This is a genomic window from Lactobacillus sp. ESL0677, assembly GCF_029392875.1.
Classification (GTDB): Bacteria; Bacillota; Bacilli; order Lactobacillales; family Lactobacillaceae; genus Lactobacillus.
Genome location: NZ_CP113946.1, coordinates 699,120 through 714,702 on the forward strand (window position 1 = coordinate 699,120; position 15,583 = coordinate 714,702).

At 40.1% G+C, this 15,583-nt stretch carries 5 protein-coding genes; all 5 read left to right on the forward strand.

Translation table 11 applies throughout. The features are described from left to right. The first annotated feature begins 311 nt into the window (after window positions 1–311). The 5 genes from OZX76_RS03430 to OZX76_RS03450 all read left to right on the forward strand — a co-directional run bounded on the left by OZX76_RS03430 (window position 312) and on the right by OZX76_RS03450 (window position 15,468). Window positions 312–11,279, forward strand: a complete 10,968-nt coding sequence (locus OZX76_RS03430) for an SLAP domain-containing protein (protein WP_277180970.1) — start codon at window positions 312–314, stop codon at window positions 11,277–11,279. A gap of 126 nt (window positions 11,280–11,405) precedes the next feature. Continuing rightward, a complete protein-coding gene (locus tag OZX76_RS03435; RefSeq protein WP_277180972.1) occupies window positions 11,406–11,672 on the forward strand; it encodes a hypothetical protein in 267 nt (88 codons plus the stop codon). Continuing rightward, window positions 11,666–12,037 (forward strand): type II toxin-antitoxin system PemK/MazF family toxin, encoded by a 372-nt coding sequence (locus tag OZX76_RS03440; RefSeq protein ID WP_277180974.1) that lies wholly within the window; start codon window positions 11,666–11,668, stop codon window positions 12,035–12,037. Before OZX76_RS03435 ends, OZX76_RS03440 begins: the two co-directional genes overlap by 7 nt. Window positions 12,038–12,469: 432 nt before the next feature. Further along, window positions 12,470–14,233: an oligopeptide ABC transporter substrate-binding protein gene (locus OZX76_RS03445; protein ID WP_277180975.1), complete on the forward strand. Its 1,764-nt coding sequence runs from the start codon at window positions 12,470–12,472 to the stop codon at window positions 14,231–14,233. 50 nt (window positions 14,234–14,283) lie between these two features. Continuing rightward, the gene (locus tag OZX76_RS03450) at window positions 14,284–15,468 is read left to right on the forward strand and encodes an amidohydrolase family protein (protein ID WP_277180977.1); all 1,185 of its coding nucleotides are present in this window, start codon (window positions 14,284–14,286) and stop codon (window positions 15,466–15,468) included. Window positions 15,469–15,583 lie beyond the last annotated feature (115 nt).

A 15,583-nucleotide genomic window follows, 5' to 3' on the forward strand; every position in this document is an offset into this window, starting at 1 on the left:
ATATAAATCGCTAAGTGTAATTTGGTTATTATTACTAACAATTATTGTGTAAAAAGTACCATTGAATTTATAGAAATAATTATTATAATAGTTACAACTAAGCCGCTAGTATTGCGACTTGTATAGTATAAAAAGTGTGTGTTAGAAAAGAACTACTATTAGTTATTAGTAGTAAGTGTAATTTTATTGTTATTCAAGATAGCAATGTAAATTGCTTTCTCAGGTCTAGTTGGAGTTAATCGAATTTAGCGCCAAGTAACGGGTAACCGTCATGAAATCTGAGTTATCTATTATTAAGTTAGGTGTATAAGATGGTAAATTCAGATCAAAACAAAAAGTTAGAGAAAGAGTTAACAAAAAAGAAAAAAATAGAAAGGATGCGGTCGCTAGAGCGTAATTTGTTAGCTGCGAGTACAGCCGGAATTGGCGGTATTTTAGGCGGCTTATTGAATTCGCCGCAAGTAGCTCATGCGGCAACTAATGTGCCGAAGGTTAAAACAACAAATTATGAACATTTGCTCGTTAATGCTAATTCAGCAGTAATTCCTGCTTCTCAGAGTGCCAGTGCAGCCGATTATGAGCAGACTACGCAGGGCAATTCGACTAGTACGGCAGAAGCACTTAGTCAAACACAATCTAAGGTAATACCTAAACAATCATCTAGTACAAACATAAAGTCATCTGTTGATAGTCAAAAAGAACCGCAGAGTTCAACAGTAGTTAAATCACAGTCTACTGCCAGTGCAGCATCGACTACTGAATCAGCATCAACAAGTGCGACCAGTCAGGCGAGCCATGTTAAACCGCAATTGCAACAATCGCAGACAACTAAAGAGACGACTTTAGCGCCAAATTCATTGGTTAACTTGCAAGATAATTTTGATGCTAATTCAGAAGCTAACTCGATTGCCAATGATTTTAACAATACTAGTGCCAATCATTCATCGTTAACTGATTATGTGTCACAGTCAGAATCTAAGAGTTGGGCCAGTAACAATCATGATTCGTCTGGTTCAGCCAGTTTACATGAAAAAGGCTCACAAGCTGCGTCACTTGCTAATTCGTATGCCAGCAGCTTAGCATCTATGCAAGATTCAAAAGTGAATGGCGACGATGATGATACTTTTAATAGTTTAATCATCGGTGGCGGCTCCGATAATGCTTCCAATAATTCAGCCATTGCTTCCAATAATATTTCTGTTGCTAATAGTGACAGCGCGATGCTGCAGTCTTATATCGCTAATAGTCAATCCCGCTCAGCTAGTGTAGCTAGTGACCATGCTCAAAGCTTTGCCAATAGCATATACGCTTCAAGCAATCTTAGCTTGCTTAGCAGTCAAAGTCTTAGCTTGTCTGCTTACAAGAATAGAAGTTTTAATGATTCAAATTCTCAAAGTAAGGTAATTAGTCAGGCTGAAAGTAAGTCGGCATCGCTAGTAAGTGAAAGCAGCAGTGCTAATTCAGTAAGTACTGCTAACAGTGAGTCTACTAGCACCTGGTTTGCTTCTACAAGTAAGCAAGTAACAGATGAGAGTAATGCTGCATCACTGGCAAGTGCTAAAGACAGCAATGACACGTCGCTTGTTACTTCACAGATTAATTCATTTTCAGTGAGTTTATGGCAAAGACAATCTGCTGATATGAGTTTATCGAACTCGGCAGCAACTTCAGCGATTATTAGTATGAAGGCTGATATTATCAGAATGAGCAAGTCAATTAGTGTCAGCAACTCACTGAAAGACTCGCAATTGACTAGCTTGAGTCATGTTTCGCTTAATGCTTCTGAAAGTTTGTCAGATAGTATTATTGCTAGTTTGAGTGCATCGGAAGTTACCAGTAAAAATTATTCTTCAACGGTTTCACGTTACTTAAATCTAAGTAAGAGTAATTCTTCAATGCATGAAGCAGTTTCAAATGAAAATTCGAATTATGAAGCAAGCGCCTCAGCGCAAAATTCTTTATCGATCAGTGCAAGTTTGTCAGCTTCTCAAAGTAAGTTGAATGCAATTTCTAATATTAATTCACAAAGCCTAGCAGCAAGCTCGCAGGCTTCAAGTGCAGCGCTTTCTGCATTAAATCAGAGTGTAGCCGACTATAATTCGGCATCATTATCGGCCTCACGTTATATTGCTTCGGCAAGTGAGTCAGCAAGTAATAATAGTGACAGTATGAACCCTAGCATGACTTCGGAAACCAGTCGACTCAATTCCTCATTGATATCGCAAGGACAGCAGCTTTCAGCTAGTGTTCAGAATTCACTGTCTGAAGCTGGTAGCTTATCTGATGCCGCAACGCACTCAGAGATTGAAAGTCTACTGGTTGATAATTCACAAATGAGTCAGTCAAGTTCGGCTAGCTCACTGTCATTAAGTCAAAGCAAGAGCCAGTCAGCAGTTGACAGTGCAAGTATTAGCAGATCTCTTAGTGATAGTACTAGTAAAGTAATTGCTGACAGTAAGAGCGAGAGTTTTAGTACTTCAATTAGCAAGAGTAATTCAATCGCTGCCAGTGCGAGTGAGAGTTTTAGTACCTCAATTAGCAATAGTAATAATTCTGCCAGTTTGAGCAATTCCACTAGCAAATCAACTGCTGATAGCTTGAGTGACAGTACTTCTGAGAGTTTACAAAATTCGTTTTCATCGGCAATTAATGCTTCTGGTAATTCGAATGCCAAGGATAGCTTGAGTTATAGTGCATCACTAAGCAAGAGTAATTCAATCGTTGCCAGTGTAAGTGAAAGTTTTAGCGCTTCGATTAGCACGAGCAACAATTCTGCAAGTACAAGTACTTCTACAAGTCAAAGTACTAGTAAGTCAGCTGCAGACAGTGCGAGCGAAAGCTTTAGCGCATCACTAAGCAAGAGCAATTCAATCGTTGCCAGTGCAAGTGAGAGTTTTAGTACCTCAATTAGCAATAGTAATAATTCTGCCAGTTTGAGCAATTCCACTAGCCAAAGCATGAGTAAATCTATTGCGGACAGTGCGAGTGAAAGCCTTAGCGCATCAATTAGTCAGAGTAATTCGACAGCAATCAGCCAAAGTGACAGTACTTCTGAGAGTTTACAAAATTCATTTTCATCGGCAATTAATGCTTCTGGTAATTCGAATGCTAAGGATAGTTTGAGTTATAGTGCATCACTAAGTAACAGTAACTCAATCGTTGCTAGTGCAAGTGAAAGCTTCAGCACTTCAATCAGCAACAGTAATATTTCTGCAAGCACAAGTACTTCGATCAGCCAAAGTGATAGTAAATCTATTGCGGACAGTGCGAGCGAAAGCTTTAGCGCATCACTAAGCAAGAGTAATTCAATCGTTGCCAGTGCAAGTGAGAGTTTTAGTACCTCAATTAGCAAGAGTAACAGTTCTGCCAGTTTGAGTACTTCAGCTAGCCAAAGCACTAGTAAATCTATTGCGGACAGTCAGAGTGAAAGCCTTAGCGCATCACTAAGCACGAGTAATTCAATTATTGCTAGTACAAGTGAAAGCTTTAGTGCTTCAATCAGCAACAGTAATATTTCTGCAAGCATAAGTACTTCGACCAGTCAAAGTACTAGTAAGTCAGCTGCAGACAGTACGAGCGAGAGTTTCAGCGCTTCAATTAGCAAGAGTAACAGTTCGGTTAGTTTGAGCAATTCCACTAGCAAATCAATTGCTGATAGCTTGAGTGAAAGCATTTCAACAAGTGTACAAAACTCAATTGAATCGGCAATTAATGCTTCTGGTAATTCAAATGCTAAGGATAGTTTGAGCTATAGTGCATCACTAAGTAACAGTAACTCAATCGTTGCCAGTACGAGTGAAAGCTTCAGTGCTTCAATCAGCAACAGTAATATTTCTGCAAGTATAAGTACTTCGACCAGCCAAAGTGATAGTAAATCTATTGCGGACAGTGAGAGTAAGAGCTTCAGTGCATCATTAAGTACGAGCAACAATTCTGCAAGTGTAAGTACTTCGACCAGCCAAAGTACTAGCAAGTCAGCCGCAGACAGTGCGAGTGAAAGCTTTAGTACCTCAATTAGCAAGAGTAATTCAATTATTGTTAGTGCAAGTGAGAGTTTCAGTACTTCAATCAGCAACAGCAATATTTCTGCAAGTGCAAGTACTTCGACCAGCCAAAGTGATAGTAAATCAGAAGCTAATAGCTTGAGTGTCAGCAACAGTGCATCATTAAGTACGAGCAACAATTCTGCAAGTGTAAGTACCTTCACAAGTCAAAGTGCTAGTAAGTCAGCTGCAGACAGTCAGAGTGAAAGCTTTAGCACATCAATTAGCAAGAGTAATTCAATCGTTGCCAGTGAGAGTGAGAGTTTCAGTGCTTCAATCAGCAACAGCAATATTTCTGCAAGTGCAAGTACTTCGACCAGCCAAAGTGATAGTAAATCTATTGCGGACAGTGAGAGTAAGAGCTTCAGTACTTCAATCAGCAACAGTAATAATTCTGCAAGTGCAAGTACTTCGACCAGCCAAAGTGATAGTAAATCAGAAGCTGACAGTGAAAGTGTTAGTCATAGTGCTTTGATTAGTGGTAGTAACAGTTCCGCTAGTTTAAGTACCTCAAACAGTCAAAGCGAGAGCAAATCTATTGCAGATAGTGCGAGTGAAAGCTTTAGTACCTCAATTAGCAAGAGTAATTCAATCGTTGCCAGTGCGAGCGAGAGTTTCAGTACCTCGATTAGCGGCAGTAACAGTTCCGCCAGTTTAAGTACCTCAAACAGTCAAAGCAATAGTAAGTTGGCTGCAGATAGTGAAAGCCAGAGCATCTCTACGAGTTTACAAAGTTCATATTCATCAGCAATTAGCGCCTCGGGCAATTCAAATTCATCCGCAAGTTTGAGTAATAGTTTAAGCAACTCAGGGGTAATTAGTCAGAGTGAAAGTTATAGTAATTCAATTAGTGACAGTAATTCAGCTGCAGAAAGTGCTAGTCAAAGTTATAGCACGTCATTAAGTAATAGTAATTCTGTGGTGGTTAGCGCGAGCGAAAGTTACAGTAAATCTATTAGTGCTAGTGATTATATCGCAAGCACTAGCCAGTCAACAAGTCAGAGTCAAAGTCGCTCAAAGGCCGAGAGTGCCAGTCAGAGCTACAGTAATTCTGTTAACAATAGCTCTTATTCAGCTAGTCTAAGTGCTTCTGCGAGTGAAAGGGACAGTCAGTCTGCCGCTATCAGCGCAAGTGAGAGTTACAGTAATTCGTTGAATAACAGTAATATTTCTGCTAGCCAAAGTATTTCAACAAGTCAACGTGATAGTAAGTCAACTGCTGATAGTAGTAGTCAGAGTTACAGTACATCATTAAGTGAAAGCAACTCTACAGCGGTTAGTGCCAGCCAGAGTTTCAGCGCTTCAATCAGCAACAGTAATAGTTCTGCCAGTCAAAGCATCTCAAAGAGCCAAAGTGATAGTAAGTCAATTGCTGATAGTAGCAGTCAAAGCTACAGCACATCACTAAGTAACAGTAACTCAGCAGCAGTTAGCCAAAGTGACAGTATTTCTAAGAGTCTGCAAAACTCATTTGCATCAGCAATTAGTGCGTCAGGCAACTCTACTGCATCAGAAAGCTTGAGTAACAGCTTAAGTAACTCAAAGGCAGCTAGCCAAAGTGAAAGCTTCAGTAATTCCATCAGTGCTAGTGACTATGTGGCAAGTACGAGTCGCTCAACCAGCGAGAGTCGCAGCAAGTCACAAGCTGATAGTAATAGTGAAAGCTATAGTAACTCACTTAACAACAGTTCTTACTCGGCAAGTTTAAGTGCTTCAGCTAGCCAGCGAGACAGTCAGTCAACAGTAATTAGCGCAAGTGAGAGTTACAGTAATTCGTTGAATAACAGTAATATCTCTGCCAGCCAAAGCACTTCAACTAGCCAAAAAGATAGTCAGTCGACTGCTGATAGTAGTAGTCAGAGTTACAGTACATCATTAAGTGAAAGCAACTCTACAGCAGTTAGTCAAAGTAAAAGCTTCAGTAACTCAATTAGTATGAGCGATTATATTGCAAGCACGAGTCATTCAGCCAGCGAAAGTCGTAGCAAGTCACAAGCAGACAGCATTAGTGAGAGTAATAGTAATTCACTTAACAACAGTTCATACTCGGCAAGTTTAAGTGCTTCAGCTAGTCAGCGAGACAGTCAATCGTTGGTCAACAGCATTAGCGAAAGTTACAGTAAATCATTGAATGATAGCAGTACCTCAGCCAGCTTAAGTGTTTCTGTTAGTCAAAAAGACAGTCAGTCAGCTGCAGCTAGTGCTAGTCAGAGTTACAGTACATCATTAAGTGAAAGCAACTCTGTAGTAGTTAGTGCCAGTCAAAGTTATAGTACGTCACTAAGTAACAGTGATAGTTCCGCAAGCCAAAGCACTTCAGCTAGTCAAAAAGACAGTCAATCAGCTGCCGATAGCGCCAGTCAAAGCTACAGCACGTCACTAAGTAACAGTAACTCAGCAGTAGTTAGCCAGAGTGAAAGCTTCAGTAATTCCATCAGTACTAGTGACTATGTGGCAAGTATGAGTCATTCAGCCAGCCAAAGTCGCAGTAAGTCGCAGGCAGATAGCATTAGTGAGAGTAATAGTAACTCACTTAACAACAGCTCTTACTCGGCAAGTTTAAGTGCTTCAGCTAGCCAAAGTGATAGTAAATCAATCGCTGCTAGTGCGAGTCAAAGCTATAGTATGTCACTAAGTGACAGTGATAGTTTTGCCAGCCGAAGTACTTCAAAGAGTCAAAGTGATAGTAAATCTATTGCTGATAGTGCGAGTCAGAGTTTCAGTACATCATTAAGTGAAAGCAACTCTACAACAGTTAGCGCGAGTCAAAGCTACAGTACATCACTAAGCAATAGTAACTCAGCAGCAGTTAGCCAAAGTGACAGTATTTCTAAGAGCTTGCAAGATTCATTTGCATCAGCAATTAGTGCGTCAGGCAACTCTACTGCATCAGAAAGCTTGAGCAATAGTTTGAGTAACTCAAAAGCAGCTAGCCAGAGTGAAAGCTTCAGTAACTCAATTAGCATGAGCGATTATATTGCAAGTACGAGTCGCTCAACCAGCGAGAGTCGCAGCAAGTCACAAGCAGACAGTATTAGTGAGAGTAACAGTAACTCACTTAACAACAGTTCATACTCGGCAAGTTTAAGTGCTTCAGCTAGCCAGCGAGACAGTCAATCGTTGGTCAACAGCATTAGCGAAAGTTATAGTAATTCATTGAATAATAGTTCATACTCAGCCAGCTTAAGTGCTTCAGCTAGTCAAAGAGACAGTCAATCTGTCGCCGATAGTACCAGCCAGAGTTTCAGTGCATCATTGAGTAAGAGCAATTCTGCAGCAGCTAGTGCGAGTGAAAGTTACAGTGCTTCAATCAGCAATAGTAATAGTTTTGCAAGCCAAAGTACCTCAAGGAGCCAAAGTGATAGTAAGTCAATTGCTGATAGCACTAGTCAAAGTTTCAGCACATCATTGAGTGAGAGTAATTCTGCAGCCGCAAGCCAAAGTGAAAGCTTCAGTAATTCACTTAGTGCAAGCGATTATATTGCAAGTACGAGTCGCTCAACCAGTGAAAGTCGCAGTAAATCGCAAGCAGACAGCATCAGTGAGAGTAATAGTAATTCACTTAACAACAGCTCATATTCGGCAAGCTTAAGTGCTTCAGCTAGTCAGCGAGACAGCCAGTCAACAGTAATTAGCACTAGCGAAAGCTACAGTAATTCGTTGAATAACAGTAGTACCTCTGCCAGTCAAAGCACTTCAGCTAGTCAAAAAGATAGCCAGTCAGCTGCTGATAGTACGAGTCAAAGCTACAGCACATCACTAAGCAACAGTAACTTAGTGGTAGTTAGCCAGAGTGAGAGCTTCAGTACTTCAATTAGTGCCAGTGATTATGTGGCAAATACGAGCCGCTCAACCAGTGAGAGTCGCAGCAAGTCACAAGTAGACAGTATTAGTGAGAGTAATAGTAATTCACTCAACAACAGTTCTTACTCGGCAAGTTTAAGTGCTTCAGCTAGCCAGAGAGACAGTCAATCGTTAGCAAGTAGTGAGAGTCAGAGCTATAGCACATCAATCAATAATAGTAATGCATCGGCAAGTTTGAGTACCTCAGCTAGCCAGCGGGATAGCCAGTCAGCTGCTGATAGTGGCAGCCAGAGTTATAGCACATCACTGAGTGCAAGCAATTCTGCCGCAGCTAGTGCCAGCCAAAGTTATAGTACGTCATTAAGTGAAAGTAATAGTTCTGCAAGTCAAAGTACCTCAAAGAGCCAAAGTGATAGTAAGTCAATCGCTGATAGCGCCAGTCAAAGTTACAGCACATCACTAAGTAACAGTAACTCAGCAGCAGTTAGCCAAAGTGACAGTATTTCTAAGAGCTTGCAAAACTCATTTGCATCAGCAATTAGTGCATCAAGCAACTCTACTGCATCAGAAAGCTTGAGCAATAGTTTGAGTAACTCAAAGGCAGTAAGCCAAAGTGAAAGCTTCAGTAATTCCATCAGTACTAGTGACTATGTGGCAAGTACGAGTCGCTCAACCAGCGAGAGTCGCAGCAAGTCACAAGCAGACAGTATTAGTGAGAGTAACAGTAACTCACTTAACAACAGTTCATACTCGGCAAGTTTAAGTGCTTCAGCTAGCCAGCGAGATAGTCAATCGTTAGCAAGTAGTGAGAGTCAGAGTTACAGCACATCACTAAGCAACAGTAACTCAGCAGTAGTTAGCCAGAGTGAAAGCTTCAGTAATTCCATCAGTGCTAGTGACTATGTGGCAAGTCTGAGTCATTCAGCCAGCGAAAGTCGTAGCAAGTCACAAGCAGACAGCATTAGTGAGAGTATTAGTAATTCACTTAACAACAGTTCATACTCGGCAAGTTTAAGTGCTTCAGCTAGCCAGCGGGATAGTCAGTCGTTAGTAAGTAGTGAGAGTCAGAGCTATAGCACATCAATTAATAATAGTAATGCATCGGCAAGTTTAAGTACTTCAGTTAGTCAAAGCGATAGTAAATCAATCGCTGATAGTAGCAGCCAAAGCTATAGTAATTCGTTGAGCGTAAGCGCATCTGTAGCTACTTTAAGTAGCTTGAGTATGAGCAGATCATTAAGTGAGAGTAATTCAATAGTTGTCAGCCAAAGTGAAAGCTTTAGTACCTCGATTAGCATGAGTGATTATGCAGCAAACACTAGTCGCTCAACTAGTGAAAGTCGTAGCAAATCACAAGCAGATAGTAATAGTGAAAGCTATAGTAACTCACTCAACAACAGTTCTTACTCAGCCAGCTTAAGTGCATCGGCAAGCCAGCGAGACAGTCAATCAAAGGCAATAAGTGCCAGCGAGAGCTATAGTGCGTCACTGAGTGCCAGTGATTATCTTGCAAGTACAAGCCGTTCAACTAGTGAAAGCCGTAGTAAATCGCAAGCAGATAGTGCTAGTGAAAGCTATCGTAAATCATTGAGTGATAGCAACTATATTGCTAGTTTAAGTAGATCTACCAGCCAACTAGCTGCTAACAGCATCAGCGAGAGTTACAGTAGATCGTTAAGTGAAAGTGATTCAGTAGCAAGTGCAGCAAGTTTGAGCTATAGCAAGTCGCTAAGCTTAAGTAATTCGATTGTTGTTAGCCAAAGTGAAAGCTTCAGTACCTCGATTAGTAACAGTGACTATCAGGCAAGTACAAGTCGCTCAACGAGCACCAGCCGTAGTAAATCGCAAGCTGATAGTAATAGTGAAAGCTATAGCAACTCACTCAACAATAGCTCATATTCAGCCAGCTTAAGTGCATCGGCAAGTCAGCGAGACAGTCAATCAAAGGCAATAAGTGCCAGTGAGAGTTACAGTAGATCGTTAAGTGCCAGTGGTTCTGTAGCAAATGATGCAAGTTTGAGCTATAGCAAGTCACTAAGCTTAAGTAATTCAATTGTTGTTAGTCAAAGTGAAAGCTTTAGTACCTCAATCAGTAACAGTGATTGGTCTGCATCTCTGAGTCGGTCAGATAGTCAGAGTGAAGGTAAGTCAATGGCTGATAGCTTCAGTCGCAGTTTTAGTACTTCAACTAGTGAGAGCACATCAATTGCTAATAGTACTAGTGAAAGTTACAGTAATTCAGTCAATAACAGTTCATATTACGCAAGTTTGAGCACTTCAGTAAGTGAGCGGGACAGCAAGTTCGCGGCCGATAGAGCTAGTGAAAGTTACAGCACATCGCTCAGTCTCAGCAACTCAATCGTTGTTAGTGCCAGCGAAAGCTTTAGCATTTCAATTAGTGACAGTAATAATTCGGCAAGTCGCAGCATGAGTCGCAGCAATTCACTTGTAGATAGTGCTAGTGAAAGCTTCAGCACTTCAATTAGTGATAGCAACAGTTCGGCAAGTCGCAGCATGAGTCGCAGCAATTCACTTGTAGATAGTGCCAGCGAAAGCTTCAGCACTTCAATTAGTGATAGCAACAGTTCGGCAAGTCGCAGCACTTCAACTAGTCAAAGTGAGAGTACTTCGGTAGTTGTCAGCACCAGTATTAGCACTAGTGCCTCAATCAGCAATAGTTCTAGTGCAGCCAGCATAAGCATGAGTAACAGTAAGTCGACCTCAATTGTTGCCAGTCAGAGTGAAAGCACCTCAATTAGCAAGAGCAAGTCGATTGCTAATGACTGGGATAACAATGGCGGTGGTGGTAACTATGTACCATCTAATACACCATCTGCTTCAAACTCGGCTTCTACATCAACTTCGGGTGCTGCAGATAATAACGCGATAATTAAGAAGCTGCGTCACAATGCCTATGTTTACGATAAGAATGGCAGCCGAGTAAGCAATCTTGTTATTGCAATTGACACACAGGTTAAGACTTACGGCGATAAGCAATTAATAAACGGTCGTTACTACTATTACATCGGTGATGATCATTATGTAGTTGCGCGCAACTTCGTTGGCTTTGAAGGTAAACTGCGGCACAACGCTTATGTTTATAATTCAAAGGGTAAGCGAGTTGGCAAGACTGTCTTGAAGCGTGGCAAGAAGATGAAGGCCTATGAGACAATTTATATCAATGGTCGCAAGTTCTATAACACGAAGCACGGCAGATATATTGCAGCCGGCAACTTCAAGGGTAGTGAATTACGCTTAAAGCATAATGCCTATGTTTATGACAAGAATGGCCATCGTCTCAGTGATAAAAAGCTGGGCAAGGGCCAAAAGATTAAGATTTACAGTACCAAAATAATTAAGGGCAAGAAGTATTACCATACACGTCATGATCGCTACATTTTGGCCGCAAATTTTAAAAAGTTAAAACTATAAAACACAGCAAATAAAGGCTAAAAGATTATTACCCACAAAAAGTTTACACTAATACAAGAACTGTTTTTATTTACGAGAGTATTAACAGGTGTTAACATGTATTTAACTTTATTAGGAGGTAAAACAATGATACAGGCAAATAATTTAAAAACCCGAAAACAAGGACATTCAGTTTCAATTACTATTCCAGCAAAAGCAAACGTTAGTGTGGATGAGTATTATAGCTTTGAGCAAGACGAGAATGGAAGATTAATTTACACCCCTATAAAAAAACAAAATAACTTTTGGGATGAAGTTGAAATGACACCTCAAGACGTTGAAAGAGATATTAAAGACTTAGGCTTTGACCCTTCTGACCAGAGTGAGCGTTTAGGAGAAAAAATAGAATGGTAAATTCTTTTCCAAAACAAGGCGACTTGGTTTTTATGGATGCCGAACCACATAGTGGTAGTGAAATTGGTGGACATTTGCCTGAGAAGGGCAATATTCGCAGACCATTTCTGATATTAAGCCGTGATTCTTACAATTCTAAAACGGGAAGAGTTTATGCAATGGCAATTTCCCATGTTCATAGAGAAGGTATTTCTTGGCGACGCCGCTTCGTTGATTTCGATAGTAAGATAAATGGTGATTTGATTTTAAATCAGGTACCAATGTATTCGTATCATTCACGCCATGGAGAAATAGTTGGTCAATGTAAGGATCGAAAACTGATGGAAGAGTTATGTAAAATTGTTTCAAGTATTTTCGATTTATGATTATGTTTAAATGTAAAATATAGATAGGAGGGCGATAGCTATTTTAGCTATTGTCTTTCTTTTTTTGCTTAATTGGCTTAATAGCTAAAAGATTATTACCCATAAAAAGTTTACACTAATAATATTGAAATATGAGTTGACTATACGTTAAAATTTTGTTAATATGTTAAATATAAATTAGATAAAAGGAGATGGCTCTAATGAAAAATACAAATATTATTAAGAAAATTGCTGTTAGAGCTATTTCTGCATTAAAATCATTAGCCTTGTTGTTGAACATAAAGGACTTGACCTAGATAATTACTAAAAATTGGTAATTGATTGTAGTTAAGCCCTTATTCGCGTTCTAATGAATGGGGTTGAACTACAAGATGAAAACCTTATTCATTAAGTTGAATGAGGCTTTTTTTATTGGTAATGAGAGGTACAAGAATGAATTTTCAATTTAAGAAGTTAATGCAGTCAGCCGCAGTTATTGGTACAGCAGCGATTGGGTTGACTGCTTGCGGCGGTAATAACAATAACACGAAGGTTAGTGAAAAGTTTCCAATTAAAACACCGGTTAAAAAAGTGAAACAGGGTGGAACGCTTAAAATTGCGGAGGAGACAGATACACCCTTTACCGGGATTTTTTCTAACGAAATTAAAAATACTGCTGTTGATAATGATATTGCTAGTCCTGGTAATGAAAGCTTGTTTGATACTGACGATCATTACAAGTTTAATGATAAAGGTCCAGCTACGATTCGCTTAGATAGGAAAAACAATACGGCAATAATTAATGTTAAGAAAGGCGTTAAGTGGTCTGATGGCAAGCAGGTGGTAGCTAAGGATATTGAGTACGCATACGAGATTTTGGCTAACAAGGGTACACAATCGCAGAATTATTCCAATTCCTTTGAAAATATTAAGGGCATGAAAGCTTATCATGAAGGCCAAGCTAAGACAATTACTGGGATTGAAATGCCTGATGGTGAAAAGGGGCGTCGGGTAATAATTCATTTTGACGAATTGAAGCCGGGAATGGAATATTCAGGCAACAACTTTTTCTGGGAAACAGCTGAACCATACCATTATCTAAAGGATGTACCGTTTGATAAATTACAGTCATCTGACAAGATTAGAAAATCCCCGTTATATTTTGGGCCGTTTAAGTTAAAGAAAATCGTTCGTGGTCAGTCAGTTACTTGGGTACCGAATAAATACTATTGGCGAGGTCGACCAAAACTGGACAAAATTGAAATTTCAGTTTTAGCTACTAATTCTGCTTCTCAGGCTATTAAGAGCAAGGTTTATGATGTTGCACAAGTAATTAATTCGCAATGGGAACAAGTTAAAAACACTAAGGGTGTCAATTTTGTTGCTAAAGTTCCATTAGGCTACAACTTTATCGGTTTTAAGGTCGGTAAATGGGATGCACAAAAGAATAAAAACATTATGGATCCCCATGCCAAAATGAATAATAAGGCTTTAAGACAGGCAATTGGCTATGCAATGAATACTGATGAAGTTTACCAGCACTATACTCATGGCTTAAGTTTTAGAGTTCCAACGTTAATTCCCGCACAGTTTGGCGATGTATTTGATAAAAACGCGCGTGGTTATTCCTACAATTTGAAAAAAGCTAATGAGTTGCTGGATCAGGCTGGCTATAAAAAGAAGGGTAAGTGGCGGGTCCAACCTAATGGTAAGCCGTTAACAATTCGCTATATGGCAAGGCAAACTGACCCAACTCAGGAGCCAATCCAGCAAAATTACCTGCAGCAGTGGCATAAGATTGGCTTAAACGTTAAATTAATCGGAAATCGTCTGACAGAATTTAATTCCTATGTAACTAAGCTTGAGGGCGACAGCCATGACTTTGATATGTGTGAGATTGGCTGGCATCTGGATAGTGAGGCATCGCCAAGCAGTCTTTACTCCGATAATTCTCCTAAGAATTACACCCGTTTTGTTACCAAAAAGAATAATGAACTGCTGGCGGCAATTGATTCGCAGAAGGCCTTTAACCATAAATATCGGGTACAAAAATTCCATGAATGGCAAGAATATATGAATGATGAGGCATATGCAATCCCAGAGTTTAATTCGTACTCTGTTTTTGCCGTTAATGATAAGGTGACCGGATATTCGCTTAAGCCAGCAGATAATAATAATGACCACCAATTATGGTACAAGGTCGGCTTCATAAAATAAGGATATGATGATTTTTAATAATCGGAAAAGTAAGAAGGAGAACATTTAAAATGACACAAACTGTATATCAAAACATGAACCTTTATGATGGTGAAGAAGAAAAAGTTACAAGTAATAGTTACTTTGTTGTCGATGACGAAACAGGCAAGATTATGGCAATGGGAACTGGTTCTGCACCTGCTGGTGACAAGGTGGTGGACCTAGAAGGCAAGTTCGTGATGCCAGGGTTGATTAATTGTCATACGCACATTAACAATAGTTCAACTGCGTATGATGGCGATCCAACTGCCAATGTTGTCGAGACGACTGTCCGTGCAGTGCAGCACCTGCATGATTTTCTTAAGTCTGGCGTAACCTATATTCGTGAATGTGGGTCTACTTATGATATTGATATTACACTAGCGCGAATGATTGAAGAAGGTAAGATTACCAAGACACCCGAGATTATGCCGTCAGGGATGGCTTACTCAATGACTGGTGGTCACGGCGACTCACCGCATTTTGCTCATCTGGTAGACTCTCCTGATGAGATGCGCAAGGCTGTACGTCAAGGTTTGAAGAAGGGTGCTAAGAATATTAAGGTTATGGCCACAGGTGGTGTAATGACCAAGAACGACTTTATGGATGATCCGCAATTAAGTGTTGCTGAAATGCGTGCAGCAGTCGAGGAGGCTCACCATAAGGGCTTGATTGTTGCGGCTCATGCAGAGGGCAATGTTGGGATTGGTAATGCAATTAAGGCTGGGGTAGATTCAATTGAGCACGGCTTTTATGTTGATGATGACCAAATTGACATGATGCTTAAGCAAGGTACCTATTTGACAGCCACTGTGGTTGCCGATTGGGCCTTTCCTACTTATGCGGTAGGAATAATGCCGGATTGGGAAGTAAAGAAGGCTAGTGATGCCCTAGACGACTTGCGTAAGAATATTACGCACGCTAAAAATCGCGGCGTTAAGATTACTTTGGGTACTGACGCGGGAACACCATTTAATGATTACTTCCAAACGCCAACTGAATTGCAATTGCTAACAGAACAAGGCTTCACTAATTATGAAGCCTTACAAACCAGTGTTCATTCCGCACAATTGATGAAGATTGATGATGAGTATGGTACTTTAGCAATCGGCAAGTATGCTGACTTTCTGGTTTTGGATGAAAATCCGTTGACTGATGTTAAGGCTGTGGCCCAAAAGGACAAGGCAGTCTATAAGAAGGGACAACGAGCATATTAATTATTAAAATTTTAGGCAGCAACAAGTTTAGATGCTTGTTGCTGCTTTTAATTTGGCCGATTTACTTGCCAAAGTCTGCTTATAAAGATTGGAAACGATTACTTTTATAGAACCC

Excerpts from the sequence above, each read along its gene's own strand:
- OZX76_RS03430 (WP_277180970.1), top strand. The coding sequence starts at position 312 with ATGGTAAATTCAGATCAAAACAAAAAGTTAGAGAAAGAGTTAACAAAA.
- OZX76_RS03435 (WP_277180972.1), top strand. The coding sequence starts at position 11,406 with ATGATACAGGCAAATAATTTAAAAACCCGAAAACAAGGACATTCAGTT.
- OZX76_RS03440 (WP_277180974.1), top strand. The coding sequence starts at position 11,666 with ATGGTAAATTCTTTTCCAAAACAAGGCGACTTGGTTTTTATGGATGCC.
- OZX76_RS03445 (WP_277180975.1), top strand. The coding sequence starts at position 12,470 with ATGAATTTTCAATTTAAGAAGTTAATGCAGTCAGCCGCAGTTATTGGT.
- OZX76_RS03450 (WP_277180977.1), top strand. The coding sequence starts at position 14,284 with ATGACACAAACTGTATATCAAAACATGAACCTTTATGATGGTGAAGAA.